Origin of the sequence: Streptomyces sp. NPDC060002, assembly GCF_042737245.1 — a bacterium.
Taxonomy (GTDB): Bacteria; Actinomycetota; Actinomycetes; order Streptomycetales; family Streptomycetaceae; genus Streptomyces.
The window spans coordinates 276,418-296,128 of the sequence record NZ_JBHWUW010000001.1; the positions used below are offsets into that span (position 1 = coordinate 276,418).

General features: G+C 72.6%; 18 protein-coding genes. 13 read left to right on the forward strand and 5 right to left on the reverse strand.

Features of this window, described 5'->3' with window-relative positions:
- Window positions 1-197: 197 nt before the first annotated feature.
- Entirely contained in the window at window positions 198-1,319 is a 1,122-nt protein-coding gene (locus ACFWBD_RS01240) for a PP2C family protein-serine/threonine phosphatase (protein WP_385660894.1), read from the forward strand.
- Between the two features lie 113 nt (window positions 1,320-1,432).
- Entirely contained in the window at window positions 1,433-1,621 is a 189-nt protein-coding gene (locus ACFWBD_RS01245) for a hypothetical protein (protein WP_385660896.1), read from the forward strand.
- 78 nt (window positions 1,622-1,699) lie between these two features.
- On the opposite strand, the gene ACFWBD_RS01250 is transcribed toward ACFWBD_RS01245, so the two are convergent.
- Window positions 1,700-3,088 carry an AbfB domain-containing protein gene (locus tag ACFWBD_RS01250; protein ID WP_385660899.1) on the reverse strand — a complete coding sequence of 463 codons (1,389 nt, stop codon included), beginning with the start codon at window positions 3,086-3,088 and terminating at the stop codon, window positions 1,700-1,702.
- A gap of 248 nt (window positions 3,089-3,336) precedes the next feature.
- On the opposite strand from ACFWBD_RS01250, the gene ACFWBD_RS01255 reads away from it, so the two are divergent.
- From ACFWBD_RS01255 to ACFWBD_RS01270, 4 genes are all read left to right on the forward strand, one after another.
- A complete protein-coding gene (locus tag ACFWBD_RS01255) occupies window positions 3,337-4,785 on the forward strand; it encodes an amidase (RefSeq protein WP_385660901.1) in 1,449 nt (482 codons plus the stop codon).
- Window positions 4,786-4,787: 2 nt separating this feature from the next.
- Window positions 4,788-5,006 carry a hypothetical protein gene (locus tag ACFWBD_RS01260; RefSeq protein ID WP_385660904.1) on the forward strand — a complete coding sequence of 73 codons (219 nt, stop codon included), beginning with the start codon at window positions 4,788-4,790 and terminating at the stop codon, window positions 5,004-5,006.
- Between the two features lie 135 nt (window positions 5,007-5,141).
- The gene (locus ACFWBD_RS01265; protein WP_385660907.1) at window positions 5,142-6,524 is read left to right on the forward strand and encodes a flotillin family protein; all 1,383 of its coding nucleotides are present in this window, start codon (window positions 5,142-5,144) and stop codon (window positions 6,522-6,524) included.
- A 44-nt stretch (window positions 6,525-6,568) separates the two neighbouring features.
- A complete protein-coding gene (locus ACFWBD_RS01270) occupies window positions 6,569-7,015 on the forward strand; it encodes a type II toxin-antitoxin system PemK/MazF family toxin (protein ID WP_385660910.1) in 447 nt (148 codons plus the stop codon).
- On the opposite strand, the gene ACFWBD_RS01275 is transcribed toward ACFWBD_RS01270, so the two are convergent.
- Complete coding sequence (locus ACFWBD_RS01275) at window positions 7,000-7,860, reverse strand: TIGR02452 family protein (RefSeq protein WP_385660913.1); 861 nt, start codon at window positions 7,858-7,860, stop codon at window positions 7,000-7,002. The genes ACFWBD_RS01270 and ACFWBD_RS01275 overlap by 16 nt on opposite strands.
- 308 nt (window positions 7,861-8,168) lie before the next feature.
- Here ACFWBD_RS01275 and egtA point away from each other — a divergent pair, with 308 nt between their 5' ends.
- Genes egtA through egtD form a run of 4 tightly spaced genes read left to right on the forward strand, consistent with a single transcriptional unit; the run spans window position 8,169 to window position 12,587 of the window.
- Window positions 8,169-9,470 carry an ergothioneine biosynthesis glutamate--cysteine ligase EgtA gene (gene egtA, locus ACFWBD_RS01280; RefSeq protein WP_385660916.1) on the forward strand — a complete coding sequence of 434 codons (1,302 nt, stop codon included), beginning with the start codon at window positions 8,169-8,171 and terminating at the stop codon, window positions 9,468-9,470.
- On the forward strand, window positions 9,467-10,837 hold the full coding sequence (egtB, locus tag ACFWBD_RS01285) for an ergothioneine biosynthesis protein EgtB (protein WP_385660919.1): 1,371 nt from the start codon (window positions 9,467-9,469) through the stop codon (window positions 10,835-10,837). The genes egtA and egtB overlap by 4 nt, the downstream gene beginning before the upstream one ends.
- Window positions 10,837-11,628: an ergothioneine biosynthesis protein EgtC gene (gene egtC, locus ACFWBD_RS01290; RefSeq protein ID WP_385660921.1), complete on the forward strand. Its 792-nt coding sequence runs from the start codon at window positions 10,837-10,839 to the stop codon at window positions 11,626-11,628. The genes egtB and egtC overlap by 1 nt, the downstream gene beginning before the upstream one ends.
- The gene (gene egtD, locus ACFWBD_RS01295) at window positions 11,625-12,587 is read left to right on the forward strand and encodes an L-histidine N(alpha)-methyltransferase (protein WP_385660924.1); all 963 of its coding nucleotides are present in this window, start codon (window positions 11,625-11,627) and stop codon (window positions 12,585-12,587) included. The genes egtC and egtD overlap by 4 nt, the downstream gene beginning before the upstream one ends.
- A gap of 68 nt (window positions 12,588-12,655) precedes the next feature.
- Here egtD and ACFWBD_RS01300 read toward each other — a convergent pair whose 3' ends face one another.
- Entirely contained in the window at window positions 12,656-13,915 is a 1,260-nt protein-coding gene (locus tag ACFWBD_RS01300) for an extracellular solute-binding protein (protein ID WP_385660927.1), read from the reverse strand.
- A gap of 230 nt (window positions 13,916-14,145) precedes the next feature.
- Between ACFWBD_RS01300 and ACFWBD_RS01305 the strand changes: the two genes are divergently transcribed.
- Window positions 14,146-14,361 (forward strand): dodecin, encoded by a 216-nt coding sequence (locus ACFWBD_RS01305; protein WP_385660930.1) that lies wholly within the window; start codon window positions 14,146-14,148, stop codon window positions 14,359-14,361.
- 136 nt (window positions 14,362-14,497) lie between these two features.
- Here ACFWBD_RS01305 and ACFWBD_RS01310 read toward each other — a convergent pair whose 3' ends face one another.
- Window positions 14,498-14,986, reverse strand: coding sequence for a hypothetical protein (locus tag ACFWBD_RS01310; protein ID WP_385660932.1), 489 nt, complete (start codon window positions 14,984-14,986; stop codon window positions 14,498-14,500).
- A gap of 151 nt (window positions 14,987-15,137) precedes the next feature.
- Here ACFWBD_RS01310 and ACFWBD_RS01315 point away from each other — a divergent pair, with 151 nt between their 5' ends.
- Window positions 15,138-16,151 carry an LLM class flavin-dependent oxidoreductase gene (locus tag ACFWBD_RS01315; RefSeq protein ID WP_385660935.1) on the forward strand — a complete coding sequence of 338 codons (1,014 nt, stop codon included), beginning with the start codon at window positions 15,138-15,140 and terminating at the stop codon, window positions 16,149-16,151.
- Window positions 16,152-16,265: 114 nt separating this feature from the next.
- Entirely contained in the window at window positions 16,266-18,635 is a 2,370-nt protein-coding gene (locus ACFWBD_RS01320; RefSeq protein WP_385660938.1) for an ATP-binding cassette domain-containing protein, read from the forward strand.
- Here ACFWBD_RS01320 and ACFWBD_RS01325 read toward each other — a convergent pair.
- Complete coding sequence (locus ACFWBD_RS01325; protein WP_385660941.1) at window positions 18,632-19,687, reverse strand: NAD-dependent epimerase/dehydratase family protein; 1,056 nt, start codon at window positions 19,685-19,687, stop codon at window positions 18,632-18,634. The genes ACFWBD_RS01320 and ACFWBD_RS01325 overlap by 4 nt on opposite strands.
- Window positions 19,688-19,711: the final 24 nt, after the last annotated feature.

A 19,711-nucleotide genomic window follows, 5' to 3' on the forward strand; every position in this document is an offset into this window, starting at 1 on the left:
ACCAGGGGTACGGGCGGACACCGGCGCCCGTTCAGCCGCCGTCGCCGGCGCGCGGGACCGGGAAGTGGTGACGGGGGCGGCCTCGCGTGCGGGACCGCCGTGACCCGCGCCGGCGTCACCGCCCGCCCGGGCCGACGACCTGTCTGCCGACGACCTGACTAAAGTACAGAGAGATCACCGTCTGCGCGGGAGTTCCCATGACCGGTCTCCGTCAAAAGCGCCCCACCGACGCTCTCGAAGCCATCGAGCCCCCGGGCAACGCCGAGACGGTCGTCGGTGTGCTGTCGGTGACGGTGCTGGTGGAGCTGCTTGGCGTCCTGTCCGGATCCGAGGTGTGGCTCCTCGGGCTGCTGGTCTTCCTGCCGGGCACGGCGTCGGCGCTGTGCACCGTCCAGCAGACGAGGTTCGTCGCCGCGTGGACCACCCTGTTCGTCACCCTCACCCTGCTCGTGCGGGCCGACGACAACGGCCGGTGGCTGGACCGGGCGCTGCTGGTGCTGCTCACCCTCGCCCTGGGAGCCGCCTCCGTCTACGCCTGCCACCGGCGCATCGCGCGCGAGCACGAGATGCTGCGGCTGCGCTCCACCGCCGCCGCCATGCAGCGGCACATCCTGCACCCCCTGCCCCTGCTCACCGACGACGTGCTGGTCAACGGCGTCTACGAACCCGTGCAGGAGGACCGGCTCGTCGGCGGTGACATCTACGACGTCGTCGCCTCCCCCTTCGGCACGCGCGTGCTGATCGGGGACGTGCAGGGCAAGGGGCTGGCCGCCGTGGGCGCCGCGTTCGCGGTCATCGGCGCCTTCCGTGAGGCGGCCCACCGGGAGCCCACGCTCACCGCGCTCGTCGACGCCCTGGACGCCTCGGTCGTCCGGCACAACTCCTACGCCGAACAGACCGGCGACGACGAACGGTTCGTCACCGCCCTCGTCATCGGCGTCGACGCGGGCACCGAGGCGCAGGTCGTCAACTGCGGGCACATCCCGCCCCGGTTGGTGCACGACGGCGCCGTCACCACGCCGGCGGTGGACACCGGCGTCCCGCTCGGGCTCGCCGAACTGGCCGCCGAACCGACGACGGTCGAGTGGTTCGCGTTCCCGGCCGGTTCCACGCTGGTGCTGACCACCGACGGCCTCACCGAGACCCGCGCCCACGACGGCACGTTCTACCCGGTCGACGAGCGCCTGACGAAGCACCTCGACCTCTCCCCCACCGAGCTGCCCCTGGCCCTGCACGAGGACGCCCGCGCGTACGCCGGGGAGGACCGCCGGCACGACGACGTCGCCGTGCTGACCGTCCGCCGGTCACCGCGTCACTGAGGGCGGGCCGCCGGCCGGGCGGCCGATCCGCCCCGTGGCGCGCGCTCGGCTCACGCACATGCCCCTCATGGCGAACGGAGAGGGTCGAGCCATGTCCGGCGTCCCCGGTACCCGTGCAGGCACGGTTCGCGTGGATCGAGGTCGACTGCCAGGCTCCGGGCCCGCTCGCGGGCGCGTACGGCGCCGCCCAGGGCAGCGGCGCCATCCAGAAGTTCGTCCACTCCATCGGCACCCCCAACGGCAACGACCACGGCAGGGAACTCCTCAGGCACCACTACCTGACGTCGCCGCACCACCGCTGACGCCGGACCGCACGACCACCGGGCCGGGGCCCCGTCATCCCGGCCCGGTACCCGCGCGTACAGGGTGTGCGGGCGTCCTCAGGCCCAGGCGGTCACCGCCACGAACGAGCTGTCCTGGCGGAACAGGTCCGTGCCGTCCGGCTGTTCCACCCGGAGCTGGTAGTTGTAGTGGCGCAGGTAGTAGCCGGGGTAGTTGTACGACTCGAAGCGGACCGAACCACTGGCCGAGCCCGTCCGGGCGACGAAGGTGGCGTCCTTCGCGAAGGACGAGGTGCCGTCGTCGGCGTCGAAGCGGCCTCGGAAGGAGTAGTGGCGCAGGTAGTTGCCGGCCGCGTCGCGGAAGGAGTACGCGTTCGCGTCGGCGAGTCCGGCCACGACGGTGAAGGTGGACGCCTGCTTCTCGGCGGTGGTGCTCGAACTGGTCACCACCGGCAGGTTGAGCAGGGCGGACTGCTCCTGCCAGTAGCGGGTGGTGTAGTTGGCCGACCGGATGGAGCGAGTGGCGTTCTTCGTGAGGGTGGGGCCACCGGTCACCGTCTCCTTGATGACCGTGAAGTGGCGCGCCGTGCCGGAGATGCCGGGCAGCGCCTTCGGCGCGCTCCAGGTGGCGAAGGAGTCGTAGCTGTCGCTGTAGTAGTAATAGCCGTCGCCGTAGCCGTCGAAGAAGATCCGCCAGGCGCCGTTGTCGAGCTGGATGACGGACGGGCCCTCGCGGTAGCTGCCCCAGCCCGCCCAGTCGCCGGTCCTGGTGATCGTGTAGGGGCCGGCCAGGCTCGACGCGGTGCCGTACTCGATGTACTTCGCCGTCTCGTTCTTCGTGAACGCGTGGTAGGTCGAGCCGACCTTCACGATGTAGGTGTCGATGTGGTTCGACCCGATGCCGGACAGGGCGACCGGTGAACTCCAGGCGGTGAGCGCGGAGTTGGTGGCCTTCAGCAGATACGGCGTGAAGATCCACTCGTCGCTGGTCACCGAGCAGGACACGATGACGTTGACGCTGCCGTCGCTGTCGACGAACCACTCCGGCGCCCAGGCGCGGGAGAGGTTGGTGATCGGGACCGTGTAGTCGTACAGGAACGTCCAGTTGACCCGGTCGGAGCTGCGGGCGAACCCGATGGTGGTGCTGGCGTCCTGCCAGGTGTGGGTCGTGTAGGTGACGTAGTAGTAGCCGTTGGTGTGCTTGAAGATGCTCGCGTCGCGGATGCGGTTGCTCGGCGGGGTGTAGGCGGAGGACTGCACCAGCCGGAAGTCGGTGGCGTCGTCGGACTGGTAGACGTTCACCGTTCCGTCGTTGCTGTTGAGGAACGGCACGATCGTGTAGCGGGTGGCCGATCCGGCGGCCGGCGCGGCGGCCAGGGCCGTGCCGAGCAGGCCGGGCGCCTCGCCGAGCACGAGTGCCGTGGCGGGCAGGACGGCCATCGCGCGCAGCAGGGCACGGCGGGACGGGGCGGGGGGACGGGTCGTCATGGCGGCTCTCCTACGGCTCTGGGTTCGACATTCCGAACACGGTTCGGAAAGTCGATCAGAAGGTAGGGGCGGGGCAGGAACACGTCAATCCTTTGCGCAGGAACGGACGACGCCTGTGGGACGCCTGTGGCGGAGCGCGAGACCGCTCTTGTGGCGGACGGCCAAACCCCGCCCGCCCGCGCGCCGTTCCGCCACTCGGCCGCCAGACGTTACCGTGCGGTAGACATCGTCGTCCCGGAGGTGCCCGCATGACGCCCGACCGTGCCGCAGGCCTGACGGCCACCGCCCGCGCGCTGGCCGAGGGCGAGGTGTCCTCCCGCACGCTCGTCGAGCGGACCCTCGCCCGGATCGAGGCGAGCCAGGGCACCCTCAACGCCTTCCGGATCGTCCGGGCCGAGGCAGCGCTCGCCGAAGCCGACGCCGCCGACCGGAGGTTGGCCGCCGGGGACGGACGGCCCCTGCTCGGAGTCCCCGTCGCCGTGAAGGACGACATGGACGTGGCCGGCGAACCGACGGCCTTCGGCTGTCAGGGCGTGCACCCCACGGTCGCCGAGGACGGCGAGGCGGTACGGCGGCTGCGCGCGGCCGGGGCCGTGATCGTCGGCAAGACCAACACCTGCGAGCTGGGCCAGTGGCCGTTCACCGAGGGCCCGGCCTTCGGCGCGACCCGCAACCCGTGGAGCACCGGGCACACCCCGGGCGGCTCCTCCGGCGGTTCGGCGGCCGCGGTCGCCGCGGGTCTGGTGCCGGCCGCGCTCGGCTCGGACGGGGCCGGCTCCGTCCGCATCCCCGCCTCCTGGACGCATCTGGTCGGCATCAAGCCGCAGCGCGGCCGTGTCTCGACCTGGCCGCGCGGCGAGTCCTTCCACGGCATCACGGTCAACGGCACGCTGGCCCGCACGGTCGCGGACGCGGCACTGCTGCTCGACGCCGCGAGCGGCAACCACGCCAACGACCCGCACCGGCCGCCCACCGTCGACGCCTCGGCCGCGGTGGGCCGTGACCCCGGCCGGCTGCGGATCGCGCTGTCGCTGAAGCCGCCGTTCACCGCCGTACCCGCCCGGCTGCGACCCGAGGTGCGTGCCCGCGTCCTCGAACTCGCCGAGACGCTGGCGGGCCTGGGGCACACCGTCGAGGAGGCCGACCCGCCCTACGGGCAGATCGGCCTCACCTTCGTGCCCCGGGCGACCGCGGGCATCGCCGAGCGGGTCGCCGAGGCCCCGTTCCCCGCGCTTCTCGACCGGCGCACCCGGGGCGCCGCCCGGCTGGGCCGGCTGCTGGGCGGGGTCCCGCTGCGGGCGGCCCGGCGCGCGGAGGCCGTCCTGCACCGCCGTATCGGCGGCTTCTTCGAGAAGTACGACGTGATCCTCGCGCCGACGACGGCCGCTCCCCCGCCCCGCATCGGGGCCATGCTGCAGCTGAGCGGATTCGCCACCGACCGCGCGATGATCGCCGCCTGCCCCTACGCCTGGCCCTGGAACGTGCTGGGCTGGCCCGGCGTCAACGTTCCCGCGGGCTTCGCGCCCGGCGGGCTGCCGGTCGGGGCGCAGCTGCTCGGCCCGGCGAACAGCGAGCCGCTGCTGATCTCGCTCGCCGCCCGGCTGGAGGCGGAGCTGCGCTGGCACGAGATGTGGCCGCCGGCGCCGGTCACCGTGGAAAGCCCTGCGGTGGAAGGGCGTTCCGCCCCTACTCTGTGACCATGGACGATGCGTCGATGGTCGGGCTCATGGGGCGGGTCACCGGAACGGTCGGGCCCGGGCTCGTCGGCGAGGTGATCGTCCGCGTGCGCGGCGGCGCGGAGCACTTCCTCGCCTACGCCGCCTCCGGCACGGAACGCATCGAGCGCGGGACGATGGTGACGGTGGTGGACTACCTTCCGCCTAGGACGGTCTATGTCGCGGCGATGTACGGCGGTTGACGCGGTACGTGCCCGTCGTGTGCCGTATGTACCAAGCGGGCAACAGCAGTTCGGCCCCATCTGTACACGGCTCGTGCGCGGGCCCACACTCCCGTTACGTTCGGTGCCCGCGGGCACCCTGCACCGGGGGAGTGCATGCCCATGGAAGTCGGTCTCATCGTCGGGGCGGCAGTCGGCGCCGTCCTCGTCCTGATCGGTGCGTTCAAGTTGATGTGGCGGGTCGCGGAGCCCAACGAGGCGCTCATCATCTCCGGTTCGAAGCACAAGCTGGAAGGCCTCGAGGAGGGAATGGGGTTCCGCATCGTCACCGGGCGGGGCACGCTCGTGACGCCCGGGATGCAGGCCGTGCGCAAGCTCTCGCTCGACCTGAACCAGACGGAACTGCACGTGGACTGCGTGACCCACCAGGGCATCCCGCTGAAGGTGCGGGGCGTGGTCATCTTCAAGGTGGGCGACGACTTCGTGTCGATCGCCAACGCGGCCCGCCGCTTCCTCGACCAGCAGAAGCTGATGGCGGAGCGTGTGCACACCGTCTTCGCCGGTCATCTGCGGGCCATCGTGGGCGGGTTGACGGTCGAGGACATGATCCGCGACCGGGAGAAGCTGACCGGGCAGGCCCGCGCCGCGTGCGGCACGGAGATGGAGAAGCTGGGCCTGATCGTGGACTCGCTCCAGATCCACGAGATCGAGGACCCGACCGGGTACATCAAGAACCTGTCCTCCCCGCACCTGGCGGCCGTGCGGCGGGACGCGCGCATCGCGCAGGCCGAGGCGGACCGGCTCGCCACCGAGGCCGAGCAGCTGGCGTTCGGCCGGATGGCGGAGGCCACCCGGGACAGCGAGATCCTCAAGGCCGGATACCAGGCCGAACAGGACAAGGCCAACGCCAAGGCGCGCCAGGCCGGGCCGCTCGCCGATGCCGCGGCCCGCCAGGAGGTCGTGGTCCAGGAGACACGGGTCGCCGAACTCGAGGCGCAGCGGCGCGAGCAGCAGCTCCAGGCCGATGTCCGCAAGCCTGCCGACGCCAAGGCGTACGAGAAGCGGACGCTGGCCGAGGCCGAGCGCGACGCCCGGATCTCGGCGGCCGAGGCCAAGGCGACGGAGACCCGCTCCACCGGTGAGGCGGAGGCCGCCGCGACACAGGCGAAGGGTCTCGCGAAGGCCGAGGCGAACCGGGCCCAGGGGCTCGCCGAGGCCGACGCCATCAAGGCGCGGGCCGCCGCCCTCGCCGAGAACCAGGAGGCCGTCGTCGCCCAGCAACTCGCCGAGAAGTGGCCGGAGATCGTCCAGGCGGGCGCGTCCGCGTTCGCCAACGTCGACAACATGGTGGTGCTCAACGGCGCCGACGGCGTGGCCGACATGTTGGCCAAGGCGCTCACCATGGGTGGGACGGGGCTGGGGCTGGCACGTCAGCTGCTCTCCTCGATGAACCAGAACGGGCAGGCGTCGAACGGGACTTCACCCCTCAACGGGGTGGCGAACCCGTTGTCGCAGCATGTGCAGGTCGAGGAGAAGTGACCCGCTGACGACGCGGTCACGGGGGCACCGCTTAAGGTGCCCCCGTGACCGCGTTTACCGATGAAGACGTCCCGGGCCGCTCCGGCCCCACCGCCACCGCCGAGGCCGACCCGCGCCAGGTCGGCCGGGTGCGCACCGAGTACTCCCCCGCGCACGACGGCGACCCGGACCCCGGTGAGATCGTGTGGACCTGGGTGCCGTTCGAGGAGAACGACGGCCGGGGCAAGGACCGCCCGGTGCTCGTCGTCGCCCGGGAGGCGGGCGGGACCTTCCTCGCCGTACAGCTGTCGAGCAAGCGGCACGACGGCGACCGCGAGTGGGTGCCGATCGGCAGCGGGCCCTGGGACCGCTCCGGACGGGACTCCTGGGTGGACGTCGACCGGGTCCTGCGGCTGCACGAGGACGGCATGCGCCGTGAGGCCTGCGCGCTGGACCGGATGCGGTTCAACCTGGTCCGGCATCGACTGCACGAGCGCTACGGCTGGACCTGAGGACTCCTCCGGTCGAACACCCGCTCGAAAGCGCTCAGCACCACGCTCCCCGGCGTCCGGTCCAGCACCCCGAACACCACGTGCTCGAACCTCCGCTCGAACCGCCCGCCGGGACCGAGGAGCGCCCGGAACGCCCCCGCCACCTGCGCGGGGTCGTTGCGGAACACCCCGCAGCCCCACGCGCCCAGCACCAGGCGCCGGTAGCCGTGCGCGGCGGCCGTCTCCAGGACCCGCTCGGCCCGGACGGCCAGCGCGCCCGGCAACTCGGACGTCCGCTCCGGGGCCGTCCGCAGCACCACGCCCGCGTTCGGCGCGGCGGCCGTCAGGAAGCCGACGGCGTAGGGCTCGTCGAGCAGACGGCCCCGGTCGTCGCGGAAGACGGGCACGGCCGGCGAGTGGATGACGCGGTCCGTGTAGAACGGGTCGCGGTGGGCGCGGTGGTGGTCGTAGAACTCCCGGGCCTCGAGCAGGCACGCGTACAGCGCGGAGGCCCTGCACAGGGCCTCCTCCTGCGCCTGGGCCCCGTTGAGGTAGCCGCCGCCGGAATTGCGGGCGGAGGCGAAGTTCAGCACGGCGACCCGGCCGGCGCGGGCGAGCCGGCGGGCCGCCTCCAGACTGCTCTCGCCCGTGACCTCGATCAAGGTCTCACCCGAGGCGTGCGCCGCAGAGTCCACGGCCGGTCCGACCGGGACCGCGACCGGCCCCGGTCCCGCCATCCGCGTCCCGGCCCGGGCGATCTCGATCGCCGGGGAGAGGGACACCTCGCGCCCGTCGGACGCGCGATAGCGCCCCGCCGCGACGATCTCCTCCGTCTCCCGCGCGATGCCGCGCAGCCGCGCGCTCATGGCGCCACCCCCGTGGACTCCATGGCCGCGCGCCACGCGTGCCGCCGCGCCCCACCCGTCTCCCCCGTCGTGCTCATACACGCATCGTGAGCGATCCTGGACACGGCGTGCAACGTAGTTTCCCGGGCCGGGGAACACCGCACGGACCGGTCGGGAACGCCTGGAAAACAGGTCGAACTCGGTCCGAAATGTACGGTTGTGTACCCTTGTGCGGATCCGTTCGAGGGTTTTGGGTGGGACGAGCGATGCCTGCCCGGCCGCACCGAGGCCGGACCGGTGGCATGGTGGAATCTCAGGAGGATCCCGACATGTCCGACTCAGTCAGCGACTGTACCGACGAGACACCTTCCCGCAGCGCCCTCACCGAAGCCGAGGTGGAGGCCCTGGTCAGGGGCATCTGTTTCAAGACCGGACCACCCCGCACCGTCGGGGTCGAAGTGGAATGGCTCGTCCACGAGCTGCGCGAGCCGCGGCTCCCCGTCCCACCCGAACGACTCGAAGCGGCCTACGCCGCACTGCGCACCCTGCCCCTGAGCTCACCGCTCACCGTCGAACCCGGCGGCCAGCTGGAACTGAGCTCACCGCCCGCCGCCTCCCTGATGGAGTGCGTGGGCACCGTCTCCGCCGATCTGACCGCCGTCCGCGCGGTCCTGGGCGAGCAGGGTCTCGCCCTCTCCGGCAACGGCACGGACCCCTGGCGCACACCCCGCCGATTTCTGCGCGAACCCCGTTACGACGCCATGGAGGCGTGCCTCGACCGCACGGGTCCGGCCGGCCGCGCCATGATGTGCACCTCGGCCTCCGTGCAGGTCTGTCTGGACGCCGGATACGAAGAGCCCGGTCCCCTGGGGCACGGGCGGCGCTGGTGGCTGTCGCACACCTTGGGCGCCGTACTGGTGGCGGCCTTCGCCAACTCCCCGCTGCTCGGCGGCGCCCCCACCGGCTGGCGTTCCACCCGGCAGCTGCTGTGGACGGAGATAGGCGCCGGCCGCGCGGGCGGACCCGTCCTGGACGGCGATCCGCGCACGTCCTGGGCCCGCCACGTGCTGGACGCGCCGGTGATGTGCGTGCGGCGCGACAGCGGGCCGTGGGACGTGCCCGACCGGCTCACGTTCCGGCAGTGGACCCGGACGGGAGCACCGACCCGGGAGGATCTCGACTACCACCTCACCACACTGTTCCCCCCGGTCAGACCGCGCGGCCACCTGGAGCTGCGCATGATCGACGCGCAGCCCGGCGACGACGGCTGGATCGTGCCGCTCGCCGTGACGACAGCGCTGTTCGACGACCCGGAGGCCGCCGAGCACGTCTATCGCGCGGTGAAGCCGCTGGCCGAGCGGGCCCAGCCGCTGCCGGCCCCGCACAATCCGCTGTGGATCGACGCGGCCCGGTACGGACTGACCGACCCGGAGCTGCACGAGGTCGCCGTCACCTGCTTCACCACGGCTCTGCGGGCCCTGCCCCGCCTCGGCGCCACCGAGGCGGTGACGGCCGCCGTGTCGGACTACCTGGAGCGGTACGTCCTCAGGGGCCGTACGCCCGCCGACGACCTGCTCGACCGCCTGCGCGGCACGGACACCCGCGCGTACGGGAAGGACCTCCGCACATGACCGACCCCGCCCTGGACACCGGGCCGGCCCCGGAAGCCGTTCCCGGCCCGGACGCCGGCCCCGGCCCGGACGCGGACACGCTCCGCGCCCGGGTGCTCGCCTCCCTCACCACGGCCCGTGAGCGCACCACGCTCCTGACGAGCTGCGTCGAGGAGCCCGACCTCACCGCCCAGCACTCCCCGCTGATGTCCCCCCTGGTGTGGGACCTCGCGCACATCGGCAACCAGGAGGAGCTGTGGCTGCTGCGCGCGGTGGCCGGCCGTGAGGCGATGCGCCCCGAGATCGACGGCCTCTACGACGCCTTCGAGCACTCGCGCGCCGAACGGCCCTCCCTGCCGCTGCTGCCGCCGGGCGAGGCCCGCCGGTACGCGGCGGAGGTACGCGGCCGGGTGATGGACGTGCTGGAGTCCGCCGACTTCGGCGGCACCCGGCTGACCGAGGCCGGCTTCGCCTTCGGGATGATCGCGCAGCACGAACAGCAGCACGACGAGACGATGCTGATCACCCATCAGCTCCGCACCGGTCCGCAGGCCCTGACCGCACCCGACCCGGATCCGGTGCCGCTGTTCACCGGTCCGGCCGAAGTCCTCGTGCCCGGCGGCCCGTTCACCATGGGCACCTCCGGCGAACCCTGGGCGCTGGACAACGAACGGCCGGCGCACCGGCGCGAGGTGGCGCCCTTCCACATCGACACCACCCCGGTGACGAACGGCGCGTACCAGGCGTTCATCGCGGACGGTGGCTACGACGACGAGCGCTGGTGGACGAAGGAGGGCTGGTCGCACCTTCGCCACAGCGGCATCCGGGCGCCGCTGTTCTGGCACCGGGACGGCGGGCAGTGGCTGCGCCGCCGCTTCGGAGTCACCGAGGTCGTACCGCCCGACGAGCCGGTGCTGCACGTGTGCTGGTACGAGGCCGACGCCTACGCCCGCTGGGCCGGACGCCGGCTGCCCACCGAGGCGGAGTGGGAGAAGGCGGCCCGCTTCGACCCGGCCACCGGCGGTTCGACGCGCTACCCGTGGGGCGACGCCGACCCCGCCCCCGAACACGCCAACCTGGGCCAGCGCCATCTGCGGCCGGCCCCTGCGGGCAGCTACCCGGCCGGCGAGTCCCCGCTCGGGGTAAGGCAGTTGATCGGTGACGTGTGGGAGTGGACGTCCAGCGACTTCCTGCCCTACCCCGGATTCCGGATGTTCCCGTACAAGGAGTACTCGGAGGTGTTCTTCGGCCCCGAGCACAAGGTGCTGCGCGGCGGTTCGTTCGCGGTGGACCCGGTGGCCTGCCGGGGCACGTTCCGCAACTGGGACTACCCGATCCGGCGGCAGATCTTCTCCGGGTTCCGCACGGCCCGCTCGGGATCCGTCTGATGTGCCGCCACCTCGCCTACCTGGGGTCCGGGGAGCCGCTGGGCCGGCTCCTCGTGGAGCCCCCGCACAGCCTGTACCGCCAGTCGTGGGCGCCCCGGCGGCAGCGGTACGGGACGGTCAACGCCGACGGTTTCGGGGTGGGTTGGTACGCCGAAGGGGACCCGGTGCCGGCCCGCTACCGCCGGGCCGGGCCCATCTGGGCGGACCTGTCCTTCGCCGACCTGTCCCGGGTCGTACGCAGCCGGGCGCTGCTGGCCGCCGTACGCGACGCGACGCTGGCCGGCGCCGACGCGGAGGCCGCGGCGGCGCCGTACGCGGCCGGGACCTGGCTGTTCAGCCACAACGGGGCGGTCGCGGGCTGGCCGCGCTCGCTGGAGTCGCTGACCGGTTCGCTGCCCGCCGTGGACCTGCTGTCGATGGAGGCCCGCAACGACTCCGCGTTCGTCTGGGCGCTGGTCCTCGCCCGGCTGCGCGCCGGCGACACGGGGAGCCAGGCACTGGCGGACACGGTGCTCGAGGTCGCCGCGGCGGCTCCCGGTTCGCGCCTCAACCTGCTCCTCACCGACGGGGAGTCCATCACCGCCACCGCCTGGGGCGACACCCTCTGGTACCTGGCCGAGCCCGGCCGGGGCACGGTCGTGGCCTCCGAACCGTACGACGACGATCCGCGCTGGCAGGAGGTCCCCGACCGCACCCTGCTCGCGGCGAGCCGCGCCGACGTCCTGCTCACCCCACTGAAGGAACCGAGCACCGACACGGCATCCGCACCACCCAAGGAGACCGGCACGTGAGCCCGTTCCACATCACCCGCACCCTCCCCGAGGACGCCACGGACGCCGCCCTGCGCGCCGACGTCCAGCGCGGCCTCACCGACACCCCGAAGACGCTGCCGCCGAAGTGGTTCTACGACGCGCACGGCAGTGAGCTGTTCGAGCAGATCACCGAACTGCCCGAGTACTACCCGACGCGCGCCGAGCGCGAGATCCTCGTGGACCGGGCCGGCGAGATCGCCGCGGCGGCCCGTGCCCGCACGCTCGTGGAACTCGGCTCGGGCTCCTCGGAGAAGACCCGCTATCTGATCGACGCGCTGACCGGCCTGGACACCTACGTGCCCGTCGACGTCAGCGAGAGCGCCCTCACCCAGGCCGGGCAGGCCCTGATCGCCGAGCGGCCGGGGATGCACGTGCACGCCCTGATCGCCGACTTCACGGCGGAACTGGCGCTGCCCGACACCCCGGGGCCGCGCCTCGTGGCGTTCCTCGGCGGCACGATCGGCAATCTGCTGCCGGCCGAGCGCGCGCTGTTCCTCGCCTCGGTGCGCGCGCTGCTCGCGCCGGGCGACGCTCTGCTGCTGGGCACCGACCTCGTCAAGGACGACCGGGTGCTGGTGCGGGCGTACGACGACGCGGCCGGCGTGACGGCCGCCTTCAACAAGAACGTGCTGGCGGTCGTCAACCGTGAGCTGGGGGCCGACTTCGACCCCGGAGCCTTCGAGCACGTGGCTCGCTGGGACGCGGGGAACGAGTGGATCGAGATGCGGCTGCGCTCCCGTACGGCACAGACGGTGAAGGTTCCCGCGCTCGACCTCGCCGTCGACTTCGCGGCCGGCGAGGAACTGCGCACCGAGGTGTCGGCGAAGTTCCGGGAGGAGGGAGTGCGCACGGAACTGGCCGCTGCCGGACTGGAGTTGACCCACTGGTGGACGGACGCCGCAGGCCGCTTCGCGCTGTCGCTGAGCACCGCCCGCTGAGCACCGACCGCTGAGGGCAGGCCGCAGAAGACCGCCCTCTGAGGACCGGTGCGGGGCGGCCGAGGCCGTCAGAAGGTCACCGTCAGCGCCTCCGTGATCCGGCGGGCGGCGCGGCGGGCCTCGGTCGCCGGGTCGGCACCGGTGAGCACCTTCGTCATGTAGTCCTTGATCGGGTTGTCCGCCTCGACCGCGGCCCACTCGGGTGTGCTGGGGGTCGCGCGGCCCTGTGCGGCCCCCGCCGCCATGGCCGCGACCCCCTCCTCACCGGCGACGGACTTCGCCAGCTTCGCCTTGTTCGGCACGTAGTTCATGGTGCGGGCCAGTTCGGTGTCCCACTTCGCGCCGGTCAGCGCGGCGACCGCCGCGATCGCGCCCTCCCTGACGTCGGTGTTGCGCGGGACGACGAGATCGGAGCCGCCGGTGAAGACCGCGCCGGGCTTGCCCGCGTTCTTGCCGGGCACCGGAAAGAAGCCCAACTCGCCCTCCAGGGACGGATTCTGCTGCACCACCGCCCGGGCCAGTCCGGGCACGGCCACGATCTGCGCCACCTTGCCCGCGGCGAACACCCCTGCCTGGGGCGGGTGTTCCTCGTCCGCCGCCACGGGGCCGCCGCCGAGCGACTGGAGCCGCCGGTAGAAGTCCATGCCGCGCAGGGCGGCCCGGGTGTCGAGGGCGCCCTCCCAGCGGCCGCCGTCCTCGGTGGCGAGGTCACCGCCCTCTTCCCAGACGAACCCGGCGAGCGTGTACCAGTCCTGCCCGGCCAGGTAGATGCCCTGATTTCCGCCCGAGTTCAGCTTCTCGGTGGCGGCCAGCCACTCGGCGCGGGTGGCGGGCGGGGCGGTGACACCGGCCCGCTCGAAGAGGTCCTTGCGGTAGATCACGACCCGGTTCGCGGCGTACCAGGGGATGCCGTACTGGTGGAAGCGCTGCTGCCCCGGTTCGGCGAGGCCTGGCAGCCAGTCGTCCCGGCCCCACTTCGCGGCGGACTCCAGGGTCAGGTCGAGCAGTCCGTGGCCGTCGACGTACTGCGGGACCTGGGTGTTGCCGACCTCGATGACGTCCGGCCCCTTCGGGTCGTCGGCCTCCAGCGCGGACTCCACCTTGCCGCCGATCCCGGTCCACTCCTGGATACGGATGTCGAGGTCGAGGTCCGGATGCTCGTGTTCGAAGTCCTCGGCGAACCGGTCCAGGAACTCCTGCGACGCGCTGTCCTTCATCAGCCACACCGTGACCGTCCGGCGGTCGGGTCCCCCCGTCCCCGGCAGGACGCCACAGGCGGTCAGGAGGCAGGCGGACACGCAGAGGAGGGCGAGGAGGCGACGTCTCACGGGGATCCTGTTCTGCCTGGCGGACAGGGCGAGGGGCCCGACGTGGGGGACGAGCGCGGCGCTCGTACGGGTGTCCCGGATTTTGGTATGTACCAATGCGGAGGGTCAAGGGGGCCCGGGCGGAAGGAGGCCGTCCGGTCCGACGCCTCGCGCTCCGCCGCAGCCTGGGGCACGGTGGAGTGACGCGTGACACACGTGACGAGGCCGTCACGGTCGAGAGGAGCACCCTGATGTCGAAACACACCTACCGGGTCACGGAGATCGTCGGCACCTCGCCGGAGGGCGTCGACGACGCCGTCCGCAACGGCATCACCCGCGCCTCGCAGACCCTGCGCAACCTCGACTGGTTCGAGGTGACGCAGGTGCGCGGCCAGATCGAGAACGGCGACATCGCGCACTGGCAGGTGGGCCTGAAGGTGGGCTTCCGCCTGGACGAGTCGGACTGACGGCCGGGCACCCTCCGCAGGGCCGCGCATTCCCGCAGGGCCGCGCCATCCCGTACGGCCGCGCCATCCCGCAGGGCCGCGCCATCCCGTACGGCCGCACCTTCCCGTACGGCCGGCCCTCAGGCTCGGCCGGCCCTCAGGTGCGCCCCTCGCGCTCCTGCGCCTGCTTCAGCGCGCCCGAGGGAGCCGTCCAGCGTGCCAGGACGACGGTGAAACCGGCCCGTCGGGCGTCGCCGCACACCAACTCGTCGTCGTCCACCAGGACACGCACCTCCCGGTCGCGGGCCAGCCGGCGCAGAACCTCCAGCTTGGTGCGCCGGGCGGGCCTGCGGTCGTCGTCGCGCCGCATGTGGACGCGCCCCTCCGGCAGCCCCTGCGCGGCGAGCCACTCCAGCGTGTCGCGTCGGCAGCGCTCGGGCCGGCCGGTCAGGTAGACGATCTCGCACTCCTCGGCGCGGGCCAGCACCAGCGCGACGCCCTCCGGGATCGGCGGGTCCTGTGGCGCGGCCGCGAAGAACGCGGCCCAGTCGCGCGGGCTGCGCTCCAGGAACCGCTGCCGGTGGGCCGTGTCGGCGAGGGTGTTGTCCAGGTCGAAGACGGCGAGGGGCCGCTTGCTGTCGGTCACGCCGTCCACCCTAGACAGTCGGCCCCGGCCGAGCCGCAGTCGGCCCCGGCCGGTCGGCCCCGGGGGCTGACCCGCGTCGGCACGGCGGGTGATCCCGCGCACGGCATCGCGCCGGGCGGAATCCACCGGGCCCCGCGGTGTTGAACCCTGTATGAGCTCCGTGATCGCTTCGGCCCGCTTCTCCGTCCTCGACCGCTCGCGCACGCGCGAGGGTCACACCGGCGCCGAGGCGCTCCGGGACACCGTGCGGCTGGCGCGGGAGGCGGAGGCGCTGGGCTACCACCGGTTCTGGGTCTCGGAGCACCACGGTGTGCCCGGGGTCGCCGGATCGGCCCCCACCGTGCTGGCCGCGGCCGTGGCCGGCGCGACGGACCGGATCCGGGTCGGCACCGGCGGGGTGATGCTGCCCAACCACCGGCCCCTGGTCGTGGCGGAGCAGTTCGGCGTCCTGGAGTCCCTCTTCCCGGGCCGCGTCGACATGGGGCTGGGACGCTCGGTGGGCTTCACCGACGGGGTGCGCAGGGCGCTGGGACGCGACAAGGAGGACGCGGACGACTTCGCCGGGCAACTGCAGGAACTGCTCGGCTGGTTCCTCGGCACCTCGCCCACGGGGGTGCACGCGCGGCCCTCGGAAGGGCTGACCGTGCCGCCGTTCGTGCTGGCCATGGGCGAGGGCGCGGAGATCGCCGCCCGCGCGGGGCTGCCGATGGTCATCGGCGACCTCCGCGACCGCGAGAGGATGCGGCGCGGCGTCGACCGTTACCGGGCCCGCTTCCGGCCCTCCCCCTGGGCGTCGGAGCCGTACGTGGTCGTCTCCGGGACGATCGCGGTGGGCCGGACGCCCGAGGAGGCCCGACGGCTCCTCGTCCCGGAGGCCTGGTCGATGGCGTACTCGCGCACCCACGGCACCTTCCCCCCGTTGCCGCCCGCCGAGGAGGCCGAGGCCCGCGCGATGACCGCGAAGGAGCGCGGCTTCTACGAGTCCGGGCTCACCGGCCACCTCGCGGGCACCGAGGAGCAGGTCGCGGACGGGCTGGAGACGGTGCTGAAGGAGACGGGGGCGCAGGAGATCCTGGTGACCACCAGCACCTACGACCGTGCCGCGCTGCTGGACTCCTACCGGCGGCTCGCCGGGATCGTGCACGGGGCGCGGAGCGGCGGCTGACCGGCGGTCCCCCGCGCAGGTCACCGGGCGTCACACACCCCGCGCGCGTAGGATTGCGGGGTTTGTCCCGTCCGGCAGCAGCCGCGCAGCCGAAGACCCGTACGGAGTTCCCCCATGCCGAGCCCACCCGAGCCGCACGGCGACGAGCCGTCCACGAAGGACGGGTACATCCGGGTCCGGGGAGCCCGCGAGCACAATCTCCAGGGCGTGGACGTCGACGTCCCGCGCGACGTGGTGGCCGTGTTCACGGGGGTGTCCGGCTCCGGGAAGTCGTCGCTGGCGTTCGGGACCATCTACGCGGAGGCCCAGCGCCGCTACTTCGAGTCGGTCGCGCCGTACGCGCGCCGGCTGATCCACCAGGTCGGCGCGCCGAAGGTCGGTGAGATCACCGGGCTGCCCCCGGCGGTCTCGCTCCAGCAGCGCCGCTCGGCGCCCACCTCCCGCTCGTCGGTGGGCACGGTCACGAACCTGTCGAACTCGCTGCGGATGCTCTTCTCCCGGGCGGGCGACTACCCGCCGGGCGCGGAGCGCCTCGACTCGGACGCCTTCTCCCCCAACACGGCGGCCGGGGCCTGCCCCGGGTGTCACGGCCTCGGCGAGGTCCACCGCACCACCGAGGAGTCGCTGGTACCGGACCCGTCGCTGTCCGTCCGCGAGGGCGCGATCGCCGCCTGGCCGGGCGCCTGGCAGGGCAAGAACCTGCGGGACATCCTCGACACGCTCGGTCACGACGTCGACGTCCCGTGGCGCGAACTGCCCGCCGGGGAGCGGGAGTGGATCCTGTTCACGGACGAGCAGCCGGTGGTGACGGTCCACCCGGTGCGGGACGCGGACCGCATCCAACGCCCTTACCAGGGCACCTATATGAGCGCCCACCGCTATGTGATGAAGACCTTCGCGGACTCCAGGAGCCAGACCCTGCGGGCCAGGGCGGAACGCTTTCTTACGGCCGCCCCCTGCCCGGCGTGCGGTGGCGGCCGACTGCGGCCGGAGTCCCTCGCGGTGACCTTCGCCGGCCGGACGATCGCGGAACTGGCCGCGCTGCCACTGGCGGAACTGGCCCAGCTCCTCGAGGGGACGTCCGAGACGGCCCGCGTCCTCACCGACGACCTCAGGACCCGGATCTCCCCCGTCCTCGAACTCGGACTCGGCTATCTCGGTCTGGACCGCGCCACCCCCACCCTGTCGGCGGGCGAACTGCAACGGCTGCGGATCGCGACCCAGCTGCGCTCCGGGCTGTTCGGCGTGGTGTACGTGCTCGACGAACCGTCGGCGGGACTGCACCCGGCGGACACGGAGGCGCTGCTCACGGTCCTGGAGCGGCTGAAGGCCGCGGGCAACTCGGTGTTCGTGGTGGAACACCGGCTGGACGTGATGCGCGCCGCCGACTGGCTGGTGGACGTGGGCCCCCGGGCGGGCGAGCACGGCGGGCGGGTGCTGCACAGCGGCCCGGTCGCGGAGCTGGCGTCGGTCGCGGAGTCGGCGACGGCACGCTTCCTGTTCGGCCGCTCCCCGGCGCCCGCCCGTGAAGTCCGCACCGCCCACGGCCGGTTGACGGTCGGTCCGGTGACCCGGCACAACCTGCGCGGGGTGACCGCGGAGTTCGGTCTTGGCGTGTTCACGGCGGTGACCGGTGTCTCCGGCTCGGGGAAGTCCACGCTCATCGGGGAGATCACGGAGGACCTGCCGGGCGTGGGCCGGCTGGTCGCGGTCGACCAGAAGCCGATCGGCCGCACTCCGCGCTCGAACCTGGCGACGTACACGGGCCTGTTCGACGTGGTCCGCAAGGTCTTCGCGGCGACGGACGCGGCACGGGCCAGGAAGTACGGCGTCGGCCGGTTCTCCTTCAACGTGGCCGGAGGGCGCTGCGAGACCTGTCAGGGCGAGGGTTTCGTGAGTGTCGAACTCCTCTTCCTGCCCAGCACGTACGCGCCCTGCCCGGACTGCGGCGGGGCCCGCTACAACCCCGCCACACTCGAAGTGACCTACCGGGACCGGAACATCGCGCAGGTGCTGGACCTGACGGTGGAGTCGGCGGCGGCCTTCTTCGCCGACGTGCCGGCCGTCTCGCGCAGTCTGGCCACCCTCCTCGACGTCGGCCTCGGCTATCTGCGCCTCGGCCAGCCGGCGACGGAACTCTCCGGCGGTGAGGCCCAGCGCATCAAGCTGGCCGCCGAGTTGCAGCGCGGCCGGCGTGGTCGCACGCTCTACCTCCTCGACGAGCCGACGGCCGGCCTGCACCCGGCCGACGTCGAGGTCCTCATGCGGCAGCTGCACGGCCTGGTCGACGCCGGACACACGGTGATCGTGGTCGAGCACGACATGTCCGTGGTGGCGGACGCCGACCGGGTGATCGACCTCGGGCCCGGCGGCGGCGACGCGGGCGGACGGATCGTGGCGACGGGGACTCCGCACGAGGTGGCGGATGCCGAGGAGAGCGCGACGGCGCCGTATCTGCGCCGCGTGCTGGGCACGCGCCGCTAGCCTCGCTGCTCCCGCCAGGCCCGGTGGTGGTCCACCAGGGTCTCCTCGATCGGACGGTAGGTGAGGCCCAGTTCCTCGGTGCTTCTGCGGTTGTCGACGCGGAAGCGGATGCCGAGGTGATTGCGGATGTACTCCTGGGAGAGGCCGAAGGCGGGGCCGAGGATCCGCACCGGCCAGTGCGGGAGAGCCGTCCGGGGGAGGCGCCGGTTTCGCGGGTGGTGCTTCAGCAGGGCTCTCGACATCTGGTGGAAGGAGGTCATCTCCCGCGCCGCGACGATGTAACGGCCGTGCGCCCCGGGGTGTTCCGCCGCCGCGATGTGGGCCGCCGCGACATCGCGGACGTCGGCCGTGGTGAAGCTGAAGTCCGGGGCGCCGTAGAAGAAGTAGCCCTTGAAGAGCTCGTCCAGGAGGAAGAGGCTGCCGGAGTCCGAGTCGGGGGTGAGGGAGGGGCCGAGGATCAGACCGGGGTTGACGGAGACCATGCGCCAGCGGTTCTGGGCGGCCTCCGCCTCCCAGGCGGCCTTCTCGGCCACCGTCTTGGCGTAGTGGTACGGGTTGTTCTCCACGGTGCTGGTGGTGTTGAAGTACTTCTCCGACAGGGTCTGGTCGTCCATCTCCCGTACGTCGGCGTAGTCGCCGAAGATCGCGCCCACCGTGGACGTGAGGACGAGGCGCTCGACGGACTCGGTGCGCTCGATCGACGACACGACGTTGCGGGTGCCCGTCAGGGCCGGTTCCACCACGTCCCGTCGGCCGTTTTTGATCTTCTCCGGCATCAGGAAGGGCGAGGCCACGTGGAAGACCACCGCACAGCCCTTCATGGCCTCGTCGAAGGAGCCCTCCGTCAGCAGATCCGCCTCGAAGAGGTCGAGGCGGCCGGGGTGGGCGTCCCCCAGGACGTGCAGCGGCCGGCGCTTGGCCGCGTCCGCCGTACCCCGCACGGTGGTGTGCACCTGGTAGCCGCGCTCCAGGAGCTGCTGGACGAGATGGGCGGCCACGAAACCGCTGCCCCCCGTCACCAGTGCCGTCCGGCCGGCCGGGCTTCCGCTCACGCGCACGCTCCCCTCGGAGGTCGG